Annotated in this window: 17 protein-coding genes and 1 pseudogene; 5 read left to right on the forward strand and 13 right to left on the reverse strand. The window is 43.2% G+C overall.

The window, feature by feature from the left end; genetic code table 11:
• Positions 1-4 precede the first annotated feature (4 nt).
• From ACT53C_RS12890 to ACT53C_RS12900, 3 genes are all read right to left on the reverse strand, one after another.
• The gene (locus ACT53C_RS12890) at positions 5-1,186 is read right to left on the reverse strand and encodes an efflux RND transporter periplasmic adaptor subunit (protein ID WP_194741767.1); all 1,182 of its coding nucleotides are present in this window, start codon (positions 1,184-1,186) and stop codon (positions 5-7) included.
• Between the two features lie 9 nt (positions 1,187-1,195).
• A complete protein-coding gene (locus ACT53C_RS12895) occupies positions 1,196-2,473 on the reverse strand; it encodes a TolC family protein (RefSeq protein WP_368667977.1) in 1,278 nt (425 codons plus the stop codon).
• A 66-nt stretch (positions 2,474-2,539) separates the two neighbouring features.
• Positions 2,540-2,905, reverse strand: a complete 366-nt coding sequence (locus ACT53C_RS12900) for a hypothetical protein (RefSeq protein WP_194753416.1) — start codon at positions 2,903-2,905, stop codon at positions 2,540-2,542.
• A gap of 263 nt (positions 2,906-3,168) precedes the next feature.
• On the opposite strand from ACT53C_RS12900, the gene ACT53C_RS12905 reads away from it, so the two are divergent.
• Positions 3,169-4,857 (forward strand): phosphoethanolamine transferase, encoded by a 1,689-nt coding sequence (locus ACT53C_RS12905; RefSeq protein WP_194753415.1) that lies wholly within the window; start codon positions 3,169-3,171, stop codon positions 4,855-4,857.
• 343 nt (positions 4,858-5,200) lie between these two features.
• Here ACT53C_RS12905 and ACT53C_RS12910 read toward each other — a convergent pair whose 3' ends face one another.
• The gene (locus ACT53C_RS12910) at positions 5,201-5,650 is read right to left on the reverse strand and encodes a hypothetical protein (protein WP_194741765.1); all 450 of its coding nucleotides are present in this window, start codon (positions 5,648-5,650) and stop codon (positions 5,201-5,203) included.
• A 107-nt stretch (positions 5,651-5,757) separates the two neighbouring features.
• Here ACT53C_RS12910 and ACT53C_RS12915 point away from each other — a divergent pair, with 107 nt between their 5' ends.
• Together ACT53C_RS12915 and ACT53C_RS12920 are read left to right on the forward strand one after the other, a co-directional pair.
• The gene (locus tag ACT53C_RS12915; protein ID WP_194741764.1) at positions 5,758-6,039 is read left to right on the forward strand and encodes a helix-turn-helix domain-containing protein; all 282 of its coding nucleotides are present in this window, start codon (positions 5,758-5,760) and stop codon (positions 6,037-6,039) included.
• Between the two features lie 21 nt (positions 6,040-6,060).
• Positions 6,061-6,450: a hypothetical protein gene (locus ACT53C_RS12920; protein ID WP_194753414.1), complete on the forward strand. Its 390-nt coding sequence runs from the start codon at positions 6,061-6,063 to the stop codon at positions 6,448-6,450.
• Position 6,451: 1 nt separating this feature from the next.
• Here the strand turns inward: ACT53C_RS12920 and ACT53C_RS12925 are convergent, their stop codons facing one another.
• From ACT53C_RS12925 to ACT53C_RS12960, 8 genes and pseudogenes are all read right to left on the reverse strand, one after another.
• A complete protein-coding gene (locus tag ACT53C_RS12925; RefSeq protein WP_194741762.1) occupies positions 6,452-6,949 on the reverse strand; it encodes a hypothetical protein in 498 nt (165 codons plus the stop codon).
• A complete protein-coding gene (locus ACT53C_RS12930; RefSeq protein WP_194753413.1) occupies positions 6,936-8,879 on the reverse strand; it encodes a tyrosine-type recombinase/integrase in 1,944 nt (647 codons plus the stop codon). Before ACT53C_RS12930 ends, ACT53C_RS12925 begins: the two co-directional genes overlap by 14 nt.
• The gene (locus tag ACT53C_RS12935; RefSeq protein ID WP_194753412.1) at positions 8,872-10,737 is read right to left on the reverse strand and encodes a site-specific integrase; all 1,866 of its coding nucleotides are present in this window, start codon (positions 10,735-10,737) and stop codon (positions 8,872-8,874) included. Before ACT53C_RS12935 ends, ACT53C_RS12930 begins: the two co-directional genes overlap by 8 nt.
• A complete protein-coding gene (locus ACT53C_RS12940; RefSeq protein WP_194753411.1) occupies positions 10,730-11,665 on the reverse strand; it encodes a tyrosine-type recombinase/integrase in 936 nt (311 codons plus the stop codon). Before ACT53C_RS12940 ends, ACT53C_RS12935 begins: the two co-directional genes overlap by 8 nt.
• 673 nt (positions 11,666-12,338) lie before the next feature.
• Positions 12,339-12,917: pseudogene (locus ACT53C_RS12945) on the reverse strand (thymidylate synthase); the annotation flags it as partial.
• Between the two features lie 18 nt (positions 12,918-12,935).
• Complete coding sequence (thrC, locus tag ACT53C_RS12950) at positions 12,936-14,369, reverse strand: threonine synthase (RefSeq protein ID WP_194747823.1); 1,434 nt, start codon at positions 14,367-14,369, stop codon at positions 12,936-12,938.
• A gap of 44 nt (positions 14,370-14,413) precedes the next feature.
• The gene (locus ACT53C_RS12955) at positions 14,414-15,727 is read right to left on the reverse strand and encodes a homoserine dehydrogenase (protein ID WP_476146652.1); all 1,314 of its coding nucleotides are present in this window, start codon (positions 15,725-15,727) and stop codon (positions 14,414-14,416) included.
• Between the two features lie 42 nt (positions 15,728-15,769).
• Positions 15,770-16,996, reverse strand: coding sequence for a pyridoxal phosphate-dependent aminotransferase (locus tag ACT53C_RS12960; protein WP_476146654.1), 1,227 nt, complete (start codon positions 16,994-16,996; stop codon positions 15,770-15,772).
• 160 nt (positions 16,997-17,156) lie between these two features.
• Here ACT53C_RS12960 and ACT53C_RS12965 point away from each other — a divergent pair, with 160 nt between their 5' ends.
• The gene (locus ACT53C_RS12965) at positions 17,157-17,549 is read left to right on the forward strand and encodes an Mth938-like domain-containing protein (protein ID WP_476146656.1); all 393 of its coding nucleotides are present in this window, start codon (positions 17,157-17,159) and stop codon (positions 17,547-17,549) included.
• Between the two features lie 4 nt (positions 17,550-17,553).
• Here ACT53C_RS12965 and ACT53C_RS12970 read toward each other — a convergent pair whose 3' ends face one another.
• Positions 17,554-18,099 (reverse strand): DUF1439 domain-containing protein, encoded by a 546-nt coding sequence (locus ACT53C_RS12970; RefSeq protein WP_476146658.1) that lies wholly within the window; start codon positions 18,097-18,099, stop codon positions 17,554-17,556.
• A 79-nt stretch (positions 18,100-18,178) separates the two neighbouring features.
• On the opposite strand from ACT53C_RS12970, the gene ACT53C_RS12975 reads away from it, so the two are divergent.
• On the forward strand, positions 18,179-18,676 hold the full coding sequence (locus ACT53C_RS12975; protein WP_476146660.1) for a prepilin-type N-terminal cleavage/methylation domain-containing protein: 498 nt from the start codon (positions 18,179-18,181) through the stop codon (positions 18,674-18,676).
• Positions 18,677-18,724: the final 48 nt, after the last annotated feature.

Consider the following 18,724-nt stretch of genomic DNA (forward strand, 5'->3'; position numbering starts at 1 on the left):
TCTCCTAGTGCTCATCACTGATTTGTGATTTGAGTTGCCGAGCTTTAAGTGCGTATACACCGGTCTGAACGATACTTTCATCCTCAGTCAGCCCTGTCTTAATTTCGACGTACTCGTTATATCGAGCACCAAGTTCGACCGCCCTTGCTTTGAAACCACCTTCCACGCTAACGTAAACATTGGGTATGCCCTGGACCATCACAACGGAAGTATTAGGCGCGACCAGAACTTCCTTGGTACCAGAATGATTCAGAACAACTTTGGCGAACATATCAATGCGGAGTTTTTGATCTGCATTTGGGAGCTCGATACGTGCCTTCACCGTACGCGTGGTTTTGTCTACGACACTGGATAGATAACTTACTTTACCGGTAAAGACCTCATCAGGATAAGCGGTCACGGTTACACTCGCTGTTTTGCCAACCTCAAGATATTGCAAGTCTCGCTCGGGGACATCAGCATCAATCCAGACAGTGGACATATCGGCAATCGTGAAGATAGTATCTGCTGGATTAGCCAACTCACCAATGACCGCATTTTTCTCAATCACAATGCCGTTGAATGGTGCTTTCAAGACGTAAGTAGAACCACTCGGCTGCCCCAGCCCGCCATACATTCTCAATCTTTCGGAATCTGCATAAAGTGCCGATTTAGCTCGCTCCAATGCTGACTGTGATTCGATAAATTGCTTTTGTGGAACAACCTTATCCTCATACAGCTTGGATATACGGTCGAAGTTTGCTTGGGCGAGCGCTAGATCAGTTTTAGAGCTTCTGAATTGGGCACGCGCTTCACCCATCTGGATACTGTCAATTTCAGCCAGAGTCTGGCCTGTTTTGACATGATCCCCAAGATTGGCAATGACTTTAGACAGCTTGCCTTCAATACGGGGCGTCACGTGCGCCAGCTTGTTCTGATTGGCCAGAATATTAGCCGTAAAACTGAGTTGATCCTGTATGGGTTGTTTGGTGACTTTAGCAATAGTGACACCGCTTTGCTGAATCTCTGAGTTGCTCAGTTTGATTAAGTCTTCGTCAGTCTTGGCCTCTGTGGCAACTGTTGAAGGTTCTGTTTTTGCTCCTTCAGCTTGGTTGCTTTTCGAGCTGCACCCGCTTAAAAGTATAAAGAAAATGATGACTGAGCATGCCAGCGCTACGACGTATAAATTTTTGAAGAACTTTAGCATTTTTATTTCCTAGTTTTGATTGGCCGCAGCGATAGGGGATAACCAGCCAGAGATATATTCCAGTTCAATCTGCACAAGACGAAGCTCCCTCTGAGCGTCAATAATGTCCCGCTGTGCATCAACAACTTGTCTTTGAACAATTAACAACTGAGGCAGACCAATTTCACCGTTTTCAAACGCTAATTTAGATAGATTCAGATTCTCTTCGAGCTTTGGATATACCTCGCTATCCAAACGTCTGACACGGTCTTTGATGTTTTCACGCCGCAGCCATGCCGCCTCTACAGTCGCTTTTGCATTACGAGTGCCAGAGGCACGATTGATTTCAGATTGAGTGAGTTCAGCCGACGCCCGACCAATACCTGCTGCATTTCGGCGGAAAATAGGCAAAGGCATAGATACACCAATGGAAGAGATATTGTCGCTACCTGCCAGGCTGGCCTCGGTCGTATTGATCAGACTGACTGTTAAGTCTGGGTAACGCATGCTCTTTTGCAGTTCTAAACGAGAACGTGCAGAAGCCTCTTTACTGGTAAGTGCCTGGATGCCTGGCCGTGTATCTAGCTTATTGAAAAGATCTTGCAGCGTATATTGCGTTTGATTTGGCGTTAACTCGCCCATGACTTCAGGAAAGTCATTTGCATTAAGCTGTAGTGTTGCAGCCAGTTGAGTTCTGGCACGCAATAGTTGCTCATTGAGGGAGATTAGCTGATTTCTTGCACGTTCTGCGTCCACGATGGCCAGATTGCCATCAAGCAAACTATCCTCGCCGGCACTAACTCGCTTACGTGAGAGTGAGGTGTTCTGCTCGATGAGTTTGAGAATGCGCTTTTCAACGTCTATACGCTTTTGTACGGCAAGCACGTTAATGAACTGCTCTTCTAATTGTGCATGCAAGAGCCGGTACTCTTCAGCGATATCCTGACTAATGGCCGTTTTGCTTTCTTCGGCCGCTTGTCTACGGAAGCCTTGTTGGCCTGCAATCTCAAAGGTTTGTGAAACACCAATACCATACTCGCCGCGATATGGGTCTGAACCACCTGTTTGCGCAATTCGGCGCGTTCTGGCTTCCAAACTCAGTGTTGGGTTGTAATAAAGTGGACCGGATGCGTCCTGGAATTCGCCGGCAGGAATACTCTGGTTGGCGATCAAGCGCTTCAGATCTGGGTTGTTCTGGGCAGCGATATTCCAAGCTGCGTCCAGTGTTAATGGTTCAGCCTGTATAGATGGGGCTGACAAGAAAGCTATTGAAACCAATAGCCATCTTCTAAAAGATGATTCAAACACGGTAAGACCTCTCTCGTTAGATCAATGATCAAGACGCCGAATAAATCGGCATCTTAGAAAAATTGATTAAGCGAGCGCAGGAGGTCGGTAGAGACTTTTCAGAACAGGATTGGTGAATTGATCTTTAGATTCGATTTTGAAAATCGTTGTATCTAATTCTGGTAGTGAATTAATAATTTCACTGGTTTCAATGGCCGTCATATGTGCAGAGATATGGCAAGCATGATTACAGAACTGCTCCGGCATTGGCACATTCTCATTATCCGAAATGGAATTAACATGCGACTTATTAATCAAGTGCACATCTTGCATCACGGCTTGAGACGTCGTTGCATCATCAAACAAAACTTCTGGCGAAAAAGCCCACACTGATGAACTCATCACTGAGATCAGCGCAAGAAAAACCATAAACTTTCTGAAAATTTGATACATGCTTTTTTAAATCTAACAATAACTTATTGATTAGTCAATTTTTTCAGTGTAACCAAATGTACGAGAATCCAATTGAGGGGTAATGCGTGGAGTCTCTACCTCAATGATGTTAAATCTGCAGAGTTTGCAGTCTCAGGATCGTCCTTCTGCAAAAAATGCATAATATGCAATATAAAAAATGGAATAAATACTTAAAATCAATGGGTTAAAAAATGGCATCCGAATTGCTTATTGGGAACGATAATCATTAGAAGATACATACAATGCTCATAAGTACTTTCAAAACAGGGATTGGAAAATACTTTTCTGTACCAGAAACACAAACCAGGTGGATATTTGCGATTTCATTATTCATCATGGTCACTGGCAACCTTTCCTTTTGTCAAAACCTGCTGAAAACTTATCCGTTAAGTTTCCATAACCTACCATTCTTAGTTTCTCTGGTAATTTTCTTCTTTGCTACAATCGCTATCGTCTTTCAGATTCTAAGCATAGGCAGACCAGCAAGATGGGTTTTAGCCGCATTGATCATCGTCGCTTCCACTAACGCTTACTTTATGGATAGCTTTGGTGTGGTTATTGATCACACAATGATGGATAACGTAGCGCAAACTGACCTCAAAGAAATGCAGGGATTGCTCAGCTTCGAGCTATTGTTCAGATTCGTTGCGCTTGGCTTGATTCCAGCCTACTTGGTCATAAAGTTCTTTCCAAAGAGTGCATCACTCAAACAAGAACTTAAAGGTAGACTAAAAGCGATTTCCGCACTTGGATTAACAGCCATCATGGTTGTTTTACCATTCACTGCTGGTTACGCGTCATTCATTAGAGAGCATAAAATTGTCAGATTTTATGCAAACCCGACTTACTCAATTTACTCTGCCTACAACTACTTGAGTCAAGAAGCCAAGGTCTATGAGGCACGCAATACAGTGCTCAAAACCATTGCTGGAGACGCAGTAAAGACTACCTCTACCAGTAATAAACATAAGCTGATTATTATGGTGGTTGGCGAAACAGCTCGGTTTGACAGGTTCTCGCTGAATGGTTATCAACGTATTACCAATCCCAACCTCGCAAACGCCAATGTGATCAGTTTTGATAACGTTTCCTCTTGCGGGACTTCTACAAGTGTTTCAGTGCCGTGTATGTTTTCTTCTCTTGGTAAGAAGAATTACGATAAACAGGCAGCATTAAATCAAGAGAATGTCATTGATGTGCTCGCCAGAAATGGCATTGACGTTTTGTGGAGAGACAACAACTCAGACTCCAAAGGCGTTGCTTTGAGAGTTAAATACCAAAACTTCCAGTCAACCACATTGAATCCAATTTGCGATCCAGAATGTCGGGACGTTGGCATGTTGGACGGTCTTGATAAGCACATCCAATCCAAAGGCGATAAAGACGTCCTCATCGTATTGCATCAAATGGGCAATCATGGTCCAGAATACTTCAGGAGATACCCAGCTAGCTTTGAAAAATTTAGCCCGGTTTGTAAATCCAAAGAGCTTAAAGACTGTACGAAACAAGAGATAGACAACTCCTACGACAATGCAATTCTTTATACGGATTATTTCTTGTCAGAGGTTATCAAATTCTTGAAACCCTATGAAGAAAATTATGATGTTGGAATGTTGTATATCGCAGACCATGGAGAGTCTCTTGGTGAATATGGAATGTATCTGCACGCGGCTCCAGTGATGATTGCGCCAAAAGAGCAAACCAGAGTGCCATTGATAGTTTGGACAGGAAACTCATCTGCTTTCCCGGAAAGTCACTTAAGGCAACATAAAAGCTTGGCGCTAAGCCATGATGATGTATTTTGCTCTTTGTTGGTGGCGTATGACTTCCGTTCAAGTATGTGTACGCCGTACGTGGAAGCAGCTAGACATCTGCATGACTCATTAGACCATGATGCAATTGCAGTAGATGATAAGGGCGCTTCAAGCTAAAAACAGTTTGAGTTATTGGTCCCAGTTAATTAGGGCCAACACCCACTCCATTCAAGTTTGGTTTGCCGTTTTCCTAAACAGTAACCTCAATTTTCTCGCGGAAAACGAAGTGCCAAACAATCCAGCTGATGTGTATGGTGTGTAACCAAGGTTGAGGCTTAATATTAAAGAGTGTCAGATTTACTAATTGAACCCAAAGATGGCTTTGAGAAGTTGCCAGCAAAAGGTAGATCTACATGCACCTTGCCCCATGAGCATACGAATACTGTTTATATCGGGCTAGGATATAATAGAACGGCCACGTAGTTCTTTTCAAGCATTTTATAAGTTTGCTTATTCTCTTCTAATAGAACACTTCAAGCACACCAAAAAATGCTCCCCAGTTATCTCGATGAGCCACACTGCAAATATGCAAAAGGAAATCTAATTTTGGCTCTCCTATTAGATAACTCTCTATAAGATAATACGATCCTGATGCCGTCAGAACTGCATTATTTTGCTTATCGAAATACTTTATCGGAGAGGTATGATAAGCATTTTTACCTTCATCATTTTGAATAAATCCTACTAAAAAAACGTGTTCAATTGGATGTGCCGATATCACTCGTTTGTAAAAAAAGGCATCTTGGATAACGCCATTAATACAGGTAAATTTCAGATTTGAGTTTAAGTGTACCAAATCATTTAGTGACACTCTCTCCAATTTAAGCTGATCTCGATTTCTTCTGATTACGTCATCTAAACTCTTAGGGATTAAATCAATTCCAAAACTCTCTTCATTCAAATTCGTCATCTTCATACCTCGAAAATTTATTTTATTTGTTGACACTATATATAGTGTAATGCTACTTTTGAGAAACTCGCAATATCCTATACTCCCAGCATCAGCCTGGAGTACATATGGATACCAAAATTGCGTTCGGAATTACTTTGAAGGGATTTAGAAAGTCAAACGGGATTACACATAGAGACTTTGGTACTAGTCGTACATATATAGGTTCTATTGAGAAAGGTCATGTTTCTCCAACTTTAGAGAAAATTGATGATATAGCCAAAGTTGTAGGTGTCCATCCTATCAGTTTGATTGTCCAGACTTATCTAAACATGGATGTGAATCATTCGTTTGAATATCTGATTTCCATAGTTAAAGAGGACCTAGCTAAATACCATTCAGATCTATGACTTACTATTTGGATAGCATTTATGTTTTTTTCTTTTTATCAAAAAAACAGTATTGAACTTGTTGACTATTCCCCTTGGTTTCTTTGTGAGGTGAGAGAGGAGGAAGGTGTTTCTGGAGATATCAGTTTTTCTAAAACTCATTTAATCGCAGATTTTATAAAGCTAACTGACTTTGCTTCAGGAAATGAGATAAACAAAGCATACGTCGTTATTCCTTACTGTTTGAATAATACAAGCGATTGGAGTTTGGCAAGATTAAGAGGAGTATCACTTGCACAATATTTTCATGAAGGAATTGAAAATATAGTATATCGCTATGAATTAGCTAACGAAGATACTTTTTTAGTTGACTCTTTAGGATTAAAAGTTGAAAGCGAATTAACTTTTAAACCGATTATAAAATTCAAGTAATCTAAATTGGTTTTATTGTATTAAACTCAATTACATTCTTTAAAAGAGGATCGTTTGAATTCTCTAGGTTAGACTGCAATAAGTTGACTCTTCTAGTCTGAACTTCAAGAAGATGTCTTAAGTGCTCATTGTCTTTGGCATACTGATCTGCTTTTGTTTTCCAAACGCGAACTTCCTCACGGCTACAATTCAGGCGCTCTTCTAAGCTTAGGCTCGGCAGAGGTGGGATTGTACTTTCTTTCTCACTCTCAACGAGTTTTACTAAATCTTTTCTTTGGCTTTTGATCTCTTCAAGCTTTTCTAAAGGCCAAACTCTATTATTTAGAGTACCTCTGCTAACCTTGGACAATCTAGCAAGCACTGACTGTGTAGGTTTGAGTTTAGGATTAGAGGATATTTTCTGTAAAGCATCAGAAATCCTATTTGTAACCGTAATAAAGTCAGCTTGATTTTTTTCTTCAAGAGCCTGAGGAAGACTTGATTTGTTAACTATTTTCAACTTTTTCTCCGAGACTTTCTAGAACCATCTTAGCTTCTAAAGCAGCAGTTAAATGAACGTCTTTAGCGTGAGCGAAAGCATCATCATGAGCCATCTGTATATTTTGCTCATAAATTCGCTTCCACTGAGGCACATGCGTTGATGTAATAATTGCTTGGCTACACTTTCCTGGATTACATTGAAGCGAACCAATGCAGGGACTTGTCTCTTTTGTCCCGTCTTTCAGTAAACGATCCCTACGACCTCCGCAATAGCCAGTGCCGACACTAGCAAAAGGAATACCTTGTTTTGAAAGCTGAGCCATTAGCATTTCTTTGGACCAGCCTTGAGCGGCCATGCCTTGAAAATATACCCTTCTTCTTTGTTTGAATTCCTCAGCCCCACCTCCAGCAACTGGCGTATCGGGATCATAAAGGCTTGAAGCAATCTCGGTGTATGCGTTAGTCGTCTGCCTCGCTCTTTGAGCAGAAATATCAGCAATATTCCCATACATCAAAGTAACTGACGGGGGTATTGCATTCAATGCAGAATATAAATGTTTCAATTGATGGGCAATAAACATTAAACCCAAATCAGCTCTAGCAAGTTGGTTCGCAAGACTATGACGAAGTTGGTGAGAACTGATAACCCAACTTCGCCATCTTTCTGTGGTATCGATTTCCCGCAAATAATTATTCATACTTCCAACAAATCCGGTAATGCTTAGAGGTGTTGGCTTTACTCCAATTGGTACAGTTTCTCTGCTAGAAATCAAATATGGATTGAATGTCACTCTTGAAATTTCTTCGAGACATCGCAATGCATCTCGCATTATTGGTATCGCTGGCCATATGTCATTTTCTTCTGGTGACAGGTCATCCTGGCTTTTAACTAATGTGCCCAGCAACACATAAATACCATGATGTTTCTTGATACAGCCTACTTGAAAGGTGGTCAAATCCGAATACCTGGCCCCTGTATACATTCCGATTATGGTATAAGCTGCCCGCTGGACCTTGTAAATGTAATCTAATACATCACTAAGTAATATTCCGTGATCCTCTTTGAATTTTGCTCTCAATTTGATAGTTCCAAAATGACGCTTCTTGCTTAAAGCCGCTGAAATTTCTCGGTCAATTTTCCTTATATTTGTATAGTCTTCAAAGACCAAATTCCCACCCGAAGAACATTCAAGAACTTTATGTTTTGGTATTTCAGCATGGCCATTATCAGCCGCTTCAATATTGAGCCAATTTAAAAAGCCTTTAACCTCTCCACAGGCACGGTTAGATAAGAATTTAAATAAATCATTTGGCATTACCGGATTGTAGTCCGTCCGCTGCGTTTCATACTTAAAAGCTAGCGCCTCAATATCAGTATTAGTCCAGAGCACCCCTTTACCCAAATATCTGGTTACGATTGGGCTTGTAAGGTCTTTTAAACCCTTTTTTAAAGCCTTACCATCTTTGAAGGAATATGATTTAAGAGTCTCCGCAATGTCATGAAGCCTAATATCCGTTATTGATGAAATATGACTCAGACTTCCTGATTGAGAACGTAATGAAATTAAACTTTCTTTATAAACTGCTGAGAAAAAGCGTGCCAGAATCTTGACCATTACAATAACTGTTTGTGGCTTTACCCATCCTTTTCCCTTTAGACTACTGTCAACAAGATAACTTATCGCTGTAAGTATTTTCAACTCATATATTAGCTGGTCTGGAATTGACCGGGCTTCATTTGAATCACCAGAAACATGACATCTATAGTTTTCCCAATTTATCTGAAGCCGAGAAATTGGTACTGATGTTTGTCTAGTTAAGCTTTCATCAAAAAAATCCCAAAAGTCGTCCTGAAATTTAGACTTCTTGGAAACATAAAACTCCTCGTCAAAGTTGAAGTCATTCTCTATTACGGATTTAATATCAATTTTCTTCGCTTTATCAATCACGGGTTACTCCATGATAGATTAGAGGGTCAATTACAACGTCTAGCGTCTCGGACATTTCGACAGCCCATTCAAGAACATCAGAATCGAACTCGCTTTCGTCTGGATCGAAAAGTTGCTCTAATAACTCGAGAGTTTTATCGTAATGATCTGCATTTGGTAGATTTTGAATATTGTTGTTCTGTAAGTCCAAGAGTTGACTTCGGTAGGCTGCTAACACTGGGAGGTGCTCTTTTAATAAGATCACGTTTTTACAAAAAAGACACATATTGAATCTAGTACATGCGGAACCTTGAACATACCCTTGCAATCTTTTTACAGAGTCAGGTGGATCGTAGGTGTTTTTACAATCTGCAACCAATCCCTTATAAATCTTGATTGGTTGATATTCGGGAGCCGTACTTATCTTTGTGGAGCACTCGTTTGTATAGTCAGCTCTATTCTCCCTAATTCTCTGCAAAGCCTCACTCACAACTTTACGAATTGGAATGTCAAGTCTGTTCTTATTTATATACATAAGAGTAGTTGTAATACTTTTGTGGCGAGCAACCTGCTGAATTTCAAAAAGGTCACGACCCGAAAGAGCCATATTGGTTAATTTAGTTGAGCGAAATCTCACCAAATTAAACTCCAACGGTTCTCCATCATCATTTCTTAAATCATATTTATTAACTATTTCTCTACACCAATTTGAAGTTTGTGCGGAACTCAGCCCAATTACCTCACCATACTTTTTTCGACTCCCTGCCTCATAAATTATCAATCTATTTTTAAGTTCGCATTCATCTTGCAATCCATCTCGCATGGTTTGTGTTAAAGCAACTAATGTGTCAAAAGCTTTCTTAACATTAATAGCTTGCTTTCTTTTAAGAGGTTGCTCATCCAAACTATCTAACAATGAGAGGTGCAGCTCCTTTTCCCCTCCAGAGCGTTTTTTTTCAAACTTTATGTAAGGCATGTTTGTTAATGGATGCTCATCAACATACGAATCTAGACTCAGGTTGAGTAAAGAGTCTGGATTTAATCCAGTGAGGTATATCAAATTCACAACCGTAGGCATAATCAAATTTCTCCCTATAAATGGAGTTACGCCCCAGCTGTGGTAGACATTCTGAATACCTCCGTGGGTATTACTGGCATGAAAGTAAAAATTCTTGTGTTTTGAACTATCCTCTGACTGATTTAAAAAGCTGGCATTACCCTTCATAACATTTTCAAAATACCATTGAAGATTGGCTTTAATTTTCCAGCCATGACCAGGATCATTAAGTCTCGCATTTGGGTTAGTTTCAGACTTAATTCGCGGGTCTTTCCCTTCGCCTGGCTTTAGGGAGGTGTAGCCGGCAAGGATTCGTAGGACAACTCTCATTTCTGAATTTACGGCTGTCAATATTTGTTCTAGCTCTTTATCCGAATAGTCTTTATGAGCATTAGTTTCTCTAAAGCCGGATTTTGTATTTGCATTCAGTATCGAATGACATGAAAGCAAATCTTGTGCAAATGCTTCCTTTAAAGTTTGCCGTACCGCGCTCAGAAAACTTACTAAGGTATGAGACGCGAGCTTTGGTAGGTCACTTTTTACATTTCCATGTAAGTCAGTAACTTTTTTCAATCGGACAAAAAAGAATTCATCAATATGTTCTTTTAAAATGAAAGGCCTATTTCCATGCTGCTCCTTCAAGTAAATCAATAATTTTCTTTTTGCTCCCATATAGGTTGATCTGGTTTCTTTTGTAGCAGCTCTGCTTGCCCTTTTATCGAATAACCAAATGATCTGTGCATATGGATTACCTGAAGTAGCCGCAGGTGGCTTCCCAAATTTTTCAATATCTAAAGGAGTTATGTTCGAGCTATTATTCAACTTTCACTCCAATTTTTTTTATGGGTGGTAATTCACGTGCTCTAATGTACGTTTCCTTAAAGATTTTTTCCGACTCTTCTATCCTTTTAATCATAAGAGGGTTATTTGATGCTTCTCTTAGCTTTTGTAGCAAGGCTACTGGAATCTGAGTATAGATTTCGGTTGTTTTAATGCTAGCGTGTCCGAGCATTTTCTGAAGATATAAAAGGTTATCTAGAAAGCTTCCACTTTCTTTTGCTTTCAGTATAGATATTGCGGTACCGTGTCTTAGTCTATGAGGTGACACTTTCTTACCTAGACCTGCCCTGTGAGCAGCATCATCCATAAATTTTTGTATTGCTTTAATGGTTAGCTCCTCTCCATATACATTAAAAAAAGCTGGTCTTGCTTGTTTTGGATTTGGGACATAATTAGCAAACATGTATGATTTTGAATTAAAGTAGCGATTCAATCTGACCAAGAGTGGTCTAGAAATGATTGTATCTCTCATTTTGTACGCACCATTTCGCCCCTTGCTACCCTTTATCCTTAATGGAAAATAATCATCAGTCTCAGGATAGTTTTCCATATTTGGAATATCATCTTGAGTGACTCTAAGAACTTCTGATACGCGAACTCCAGTGTCGAAAATAAAATGTGTGATAAGCCTTTGGATCTCCCAACGCATTCCTTTTGATAATTGAATAACTTCGTTGGGTAATAAATATCTAGGTATTCCTTTTGACGGATTTGAGGTTCGAAAACCAGAATTACAATATAGTGATTTCTTGTGTACTTTCCCTGAGCTCTCGCTAGCCAGCCAATTTGTAAAAGACTTAATAAGAGATTCATAACCTCTAACAGTGCTTGCTGCCAGCCCTTTATTTATTAAATGCTTATAAAAATCGTCGATGATAGTCAAATTTAATCCAACGATTGCTTGGTCCACTGTTACCTGCCCAAAGACTCTATGCGACTCGAGAAAACTACAAAAGTCTTTCAACCGTTTTGAATATAAGTCTAACGTGCATCTACTTCTTGATTTTGGAGACCCCACCATTGAATTCAGAAAATTTGTAGGAAGCTCTACTACACGCTCTAAATTATCAAAGAACAGGTATTCATTCTCGCAAACGGAATCCGCAGTATGGAGTATCAATTTGCACCTCTACTTTTGCTACACATTGATTATGTATTACAAAATCAAATAGCTAACTATTATTTATCGCGACAACATTATAAGAAAATAATATATCAACAAAAAAAACTTGTAAACCATAATTAAAGTTTAAATTGGTTTATTTGAAGGACTTGTGAAGAATTATTCTTACAGGTCTCACTCAATTAAACGTTACAGGCATGTGTTATGCCATTTAACAGTTCGCGGGTAAAAGTAGATTCAAATACGCTATCCAGTATCCGCAAAGGTCAAGTGCTCCGAGACCTCAAGCGATAAGGAAGATTTGAACGAGAAGCATAAGAATGAGGCAACTACTTGAAGATTCTGGCCCTATTAAATACAGGGATTTGAAGTGACATCTGCTTGAATATCTATGGAAAAGAAAGCAGATTTAAATTGATCAGATTAAATTTGGAATAACTGTAAGCGAGAATAATGTGTTTATTTTTGATACTTTAAATCTCAATAGACTTATGTAATGTACAAAAGCATTACGGTAGATAAATAGAAAAATATCCGCACTTCGCTGATAGAGCTGGCAGGATAGTTTGCCATCTGCCACATAAAACTGGAAAAAAGCATGGCATGGCGGCAACTTCATCCGCTCAACATCGGCCACATTCCAGGCAGACACAATTAAACGACGTGAGTCAGGGGTCTTTTTGATCTGCTCTATAACCTGCGAAATCTGGTCAATATGACTGCCATCCGGCTTGGGCCAATTGCGCCATTGATAACCATACACAGGCCCAAGATTGCCTTGTTCATCTGCCCACTCATCCCAAATGGTAACGCCGTGTTCCTTGAGATAGGCAATATTGGTACTGCCTTGCAAAAACCAGAGGAGCTCATGAATAATCGACTTCAGGTGTACCTTTTTGGTCGTTAATAATGGAAAACCTTCTGCCAGGTTAAAGCGCATCTGATAGCCAAACACCGAGATCGTGCCTGTACCGGTGCGATCAGTTTTGACATGACCATGCGCAAGTACGTGGTTCAGTAAATCATGATACTGTTGCATAGACAGGCTCCCGCTAATTTAGGTATTGGCGACGATAAATGCTTTAATCGCATCGACACTGACGTCCATGACGGTCGAGGTTTGCGGCAAGTCTTCCAGGCCTTGCAGGCTGGCTGGCCGCTCTGGTTTTTCTCCTAGAGCTTCCACGATGGCGTCTTCAAACTTGGCCGGCAGTGCCGTTTCCAATACTAGCATGGGCACATTTGGCTTACGGTGTTCCAGAGCGACTTTCAAGCCATCGGCAGTATGCGTATCAATAGTCACGCCATATTTTTCTTTGGTAGTGCGTATGATTTGCATCCGGTTGGCATGGTTACTATGGCCTGAAACAAACCCAAAGTCAGCCACTTTCTCAAAATAACCATCTGCATTCAGGTCAAACTTGCCCCCATGATCCACAGCGGTCCACAGCTCGCGTACCCTTGCGCTGTCTTGCCCCACCAAGTCATAGACAAAGCGCTCAAAGTTGGAGGCTTTGCTGATATCCATGGACGGGCTGGAGGTATGATAAGTATTGGCTGAACCACGCGGCGCATAAACGCCGGTATTGAAAAATTCGTCCAGCACATCATTTTCGTTGGTAGCAACGATCAATTGATCAATGGGCAAGCCCATCATGCGCGCAATATGCCCTGCACAGACATTACCAAAGTTGCCACTTGGCACGGTGAAGCTGACCTTCTGGCTGTTGTTTGTGGTCACAGCCAAATAGCCTTTGAAGTAATACACAATTTGGGCTGCAATGCGCCCCCAGTTAATGGAGTTGACTGCGCCGATTTTGTATTGCGCCTTGAATGCATGATCATTTGAGACGGCTTTGACCATATCCTGTGCATCATCAAATACCCCTTTAACCGCAATATTGAAGATGTTTTTATCTTGCAGGCTGAACATCTGCGCCGTCTGGAAGCGGCTCATTTTCTGGTAAGGCGACAGCATGAAGACACGCACGCCTTTTTTGCCACGCATGGCGTATTCGGCCGCTGAGCCTGTATCACCGGACGTTGCGCCCAAAATATTGGTGGTCTGGCCAGTTTTTTCCAGCACGTATTCAAACAGGTTGCCCAGCAGCTGCATCGCCATGTCTTTAAACGCCAGCGTTGGCCCATTTGAGAGACTCAACAGGTAGAGATTATCTTCGAGCTTGAGTGTAGGTGTAATGTCTTCGGCATTTTGGCCAGCACGCGCATATTGATAGACTTCAGCCCGATAGGTTTTATCAATAATGGCTTTGAGATCTGCGTGTGGAATATCACTGTCATCAACCAAGCGTGACAAAACCGCAAACGCCAGCTCACGGTAACTCATGCCACGCATGGCATTGAGGTCAGCATCGCTGAATTGCGGATACTGCTCAGGCAGATACAAGCCGCCGTCTGGCGCCAGGCCACCCAGCAAAATCGCACTAAAATTCAAAGCAGGCGATTGCCCGCGGGTACTGATATATTTCATTGTATGACACTCATTGAATTAGGCCGGGTCAGCATTACACTGACTTAGCGCGACAAGGATTCGACGCGGATTTTTGTCACTTTACCGGTCAAGGCGGGCAAGGCCTCGATACGGGCGATCGCGGTATCCATGGTTTTTTCCTGGGTGGTGTGGGTCAGAATAACGATATCCGCTTCTGACTCCCCATCTGCCGGCTCTTTCTGCAGCATGGCATCAATCGAAATTTGCAGATCAGCCAGAATCTTGGTCAAATCGGCCATGACACCAGGTTTATCCGATGCACGCAAACGCAAGTAGTAATCAGAATGCACTTCTGCAATCGGCAACACCGGCAAAGCTTGCTGTTGGTCCAACTGGTAGCCCAAATAGGCCACGCGTTGTTCGGCCTGCGTGCCCTGCAAGCGCGCGATATCCACCAGATCAGCCACCACAGCACTCGCGGTAGGCTCAGCGCCAGCACCGGCGCCGTAGTACAAGGTTGGCCCGACGGCATCGCCTTTCACCACAACGGCATTCATGGCGCCATCAACATTGGCAATCAGGCGTTTTTCCGGGATCAAGGTGGGATGCACACGCAACTCGACGCCCTCGCTGGTTTTCTTGCTGATGCCTAGCAATTTAACGCGGTAACCCAACTCTGCCGCATAGCTAATATCTTGAATGCTGAGTTGAGTGATGCCCTCAGTATAAGCTTGTTCAAACTGCATGGGCATGCCAAACGCAATACTGGCCATGATGGTCAGCTTGTGTGCGGCATCAATGCCTTCGACGTCAAACGTCGGATCAGCCTCGGCATATCCCAGACGCTGCGCTTCTTTGAGCACATCTGCGAAGGCGAGGCCTTTGTCACGCATTTCGCTGAGGATAAAGTTGGTGGTGCCATTAATAATGCCAGCCACCCATTCGATTTTGTTGGCACTTAAGCCTTCACGTAAAGCTTTGATGATGGGGATACCACCCGCGACTGCCGCCTCAAACGCTACGATTACGCCTTTATCGGCCGCAGCTTTAAAAATCTCGTTACCATGCACGGCCAGCAAGGCTTTGTTGGCGGTGACCACGTGCTTGCCATTGGCAATGGCTTGCAGCACCAGCTCCTTGGCAATGGTGTAGCCGCCGATCAACTCAACAACCACATCAATCTCCGGGTTATTGACCACGGCAAAGGCGTCGTCAGTCAAGGCAACCTGCCCATTCGTGACCTGTTTGGCGAGCTCCAGGTTGCGGTCAGCCACTTGCACAATACGGATATTGCCCCCAATCCGGCGTGCGATTTCCGCCTGGTTACGGGTGAGCACGGTGTAAGTACCACCGCCTACTGTGCCTATGCCCAACAATCCAACTTTTAATTCTTTCATACTTAATACTCACCATTGATTGCATGCCCACTGGCACACCTTTTATTTTGAATGTTTCTTTCGATACCCATCGAGGTAACGCCCTATACGTGTCATGGCCTCGGTCAGGTCATCCACATTAGGCAGGAAGACTACACGGAAGTGGTCTGGCGACTTCCAGTTAAAACCGGTCCCCTGTACCAACAGCACTTTTTCTTCGAGCAGCAAGTCCAGAATAAATTGCTGGTCATCCGCAATCGGATACATGTTGGCATCCAGCTTGGGGAACAAATACATGGCGGCCTGAGGTTTGACACAGGTCACCCCTGGCATCGCGGTCAACATCTCATAGGCCAGGTCGCGCTGTTTGCACAGACGACCACCAGGGGCCACCAGATCGTTGATACTCTGATATCCACCCAGCGCAGTCTGAATCGCCAGTTGGCCTGGCACATTGGCGCATAAGCGCATTGAGGCCAGCATATTCAGACCTTCGATGTAGTCCTTGGCGTCTTTTTTATCGCCAGAGATAATCATCCAGCCAGACCGGTAGCCACAAGCCCGGTAGTTCTTGGACAAGCCATTGAAGGTCACAAACAATACGTCATCGGCCAAAGAAGCAATCGACGTATGTGTATTGCCGTCGTACAAGACCTTGTCGTAAATTTCATCGGCAAAAATCACCAGACCGTGATGGCGGGCGATCTCAATAATGCCTTCTAGCGTCTCTTTAGGGTACAAGGCACCGGTGGGGTTATTGGGGTTGATAATCACAATACCTTTGGTATTAGCATTGATTTTGTTCTCAATATCCTCAAGGTCAGGCAACCAGCCAGACTGCTCATCACACACATAATGCCGTGCGGTGCCGCCAGCCAGATTGACGGCCGCCGTCCACAGTGGATAATCGGGCATGGGTACCAGAATCTGGTCACCATTATTGAGCAAGCCTTGCATAGCCATGACAATCAGCTCGGACACGCCGTTGCCAATAATAATGTCGTCTATGGTCACGCCAGTAATATTCTTTTGCTGGGTGTAATGCATGATGGCTTTACGCGCGGCAAACAACCCTTTGGAATCGGTATAGCCAGAGGCCTGATCCATATTATGAATCACGTCCTGAACAATTTCTTCTGGTGCATTGAAACCGAACGGCATCGGGTTACCGATATTCAGCTTGATAATGCGCTGCCCGTCTTCCTCCATCTGGCGTGCGCGCTGTAATACAGGGCCGCGGATGTCGTAACAGACATTACTGAGTTTGCTGGATTTATTGACTGGCTGCATAGCGGATTAACAAACACATCTGGCGTGTGTTAAGCTCTTAAAGTAAAACTTTCATTCTACCTGCAAACCCTTGCTACATCAATGAACCTAGTACGCGGCATCGGGTCTGGATTGGATAGTCCTTGCACATTCAGCCACCTCACAATTGAGCTTCAAACTTATGAAACTACATCTGCATACCGGTGAACAGCAATACCAGATTCATGGCGTCGATAGCGATGCGGTCACCATCAATCAGCAGCGCTATCCACAACCAGTCATTGTCAGCGATCAAGCACTGCGCACTGACTGGTTTCATGGCCCATGGGAAAAGCTGGACGCTCAAGCTTTATCACTCATTCTAGAGTTTAAACCAGAAGTCGTGTTATTGGGGACGGGAGACAAACAGCGCTTTATTCACCCCAAACATCTGCAGCCCTTTTTATCTGAACTGATCGCTGTGGAATGCATGACCACTGCAGCCGCTTGCCGTACCTTCAACATTTTGAGCGCAGAAAATAGAAAAGTCGTGGCTGCCCTGCTACTTGAAAAACACCTCTCGGACGCAAGTTAGCCGCTTACTGCGGCTTGAGCGTCACGCTTAGCCCATCCGAGGTGATTTTAAACTGGTCGGGTTGATACTTTCTCCCGGCATAACTCAAATCTTCCGGCTTCACTTCATATAGCACGACCTGCTTAAACCATTGCCGACCTATGTCTTTAGCCAACTGCTGGGCGAGGTTGCTCCACTCACTGCCGGCACCATCCAGCTGTAACGAATCCACCTCAGGCTGATCCAGCACCACCGCCTGTTGCGCCTGATCAAACCTCAACAAACCAGAGAGACCGAGTTTGCCGGTCGCAGAGTTAGCCAGCAAATCACTACGGACACTCGCATCCATCAAGGCATGTATGCGGCCCGAGCCAGGCTCGACCGACACGAGTGCATTAGAAAGCTGAAGATGAAATATACGCATGAGTGTGATCGGTTTTTCCAGTTTTCGATTCAACTTTTGCTGTAATTGTGCCGTATTAATATGCAAGGTGCGCTCGCCCAGACTCACACAGTGCGAGAGGAGTAACGCTAGCAAAACACTGAGGCAAAGCCCGATTAATTGACGCATTTGTAAGCCCTATTTAACACTTGTAACATTCAACAAAAATCGAAAACACTTCACAGAGGATACGATAAGATCGTGCGCTATGGAAATTAAACATCGCCTCCAGCCTGGATTTACATTGGTAGAAATGATTGTGGTCATGCTGATTCTATCAGCGCTGGCTGTGACTGCCTATGCACGTATTTCGCAGGTCGACTCACAGGCCAGACAAGCCAGCTTGTCAGCCTTCAAAGCTAACGTACAAGCGACTGCCATCATGGCCAAAGGCGTATGCATGTCCGACCCGCAATGTGACAGCCAGCAAGTGGCACCGTCAACTACGATAGAGGGCAATGTCATTTACTTCAGCCAAAGCTATCCTGTCGGCTGGCTGGGCAATAGTGATGGTGCAGGCACCCTCAACCAGTTACTAGACACTGGGAAATTTGCTATCCAGCCATCTCTGTCAGATCGTGAGCATGCCATCTATTATTTGCAAGGGGCCAGAAACAGCGCACACTGCAAGCTGGAATATATCCTGGCCTCCGGTGCAAACAACACTCAGCCCCTGACGATCCAGACAGACAGCAGCGGTTGCTAATATCAGGTCAACCAGGCACCAAAAATAAAAAAGCCGTGTGTTGAAATA

This window comes from Methylophilus sp. DMC14 (assembly GCF_056314085.1).

Excerpts from the sequence above, each read along its gene's own strand:
- ACT53C_RS12890 (WP_194741767.1), bottom strand. The coding sequence starts at position 1,186 with ATGCTAAAGTTCTTCAAAAATTTATACGTCGTAGCGCTGGCATGCTCA.
- ACT53C_RS12900 (WP_194753416.1), bottom strand. The coding sequence starts at position 2,905 with ATGTATCAAATTTTCAGAAAGTTTATGGTTTTTCTTGCGCTGATCTCA.
- ACT53C_RS12905 (WP_194753415.1), top strand. The coding sequence starts at position 3,169 with ATGCTCATAAGTACTTTCAAAACAGGGATTGGAAAATACTTTTCTGTA.
- ACT53C_RS12910 (WP_194741765.1), bottom strand. The coding sequence starts at position 5,650 with ATGACGAATTTGAATGAAGAGAGTTTTGGAATTGATTTAATCCCTAAG.
- ACT53C_RS12915 (WP_194741764.1), top strand. The coding sequence starts at position 5,758 with ATGGATACCAAAATTGCGTTCGGAATTACTTTGAAGGGATTTAGAAAG.
- ACT53C_RS12920 (WP_194753414.1), top strand. The coding sequence starts at position 6,061 with ATGTTTTTTTCTTTTTATCAAAAAAACAGTATTGAACTTGTTGACTAT.
- thrC (WP_194747823.1), bottom strand. The coding sequence starts at position 14,369 with ATGAAATATATCAGTACCCGCGGGCAATCGCCTGCTTTGAATTTTAGT.
- ACT53C_RS12955 (WP_476146652.1), bottom strand. The coding sequence starts at position 15,727 with ATGAAAGAATTAAAAGTTGGATTGTTGGGCATAGGCACAGTAGGCGGT.
- ACT53C_RS12960 (WP_476146654.1), bottom strand. The coding sequence starts at position 16,996 with ATGCAGCCAGTCAATAAATCCAGCAAACTCAGTAATGTCTGTTACGAC.
- ACT53C_RS12965 (WP_476146656.1), top strand. The coding sequence starts at position 17,157 with ATGAAACTACATCTGCATACCGGTGAACAGCAATACCAGATTCATGGC.
- ACT53C_RS12970 (WP_476146658.1), bottom strand. The coding sequence starts at position 18,099 with ATGCGTCAATTAATCGGGCTTTGCCTCAGTGTTTTGCTAGCGTTACTC.
- ACT53C_RS12975 (WP_476146660.1), top strand. The coding sequence starts at position 18,179 with ATGGAAATTAAACATCGCCTCCAGCCTGGATTTACATTGGTAGAAATG.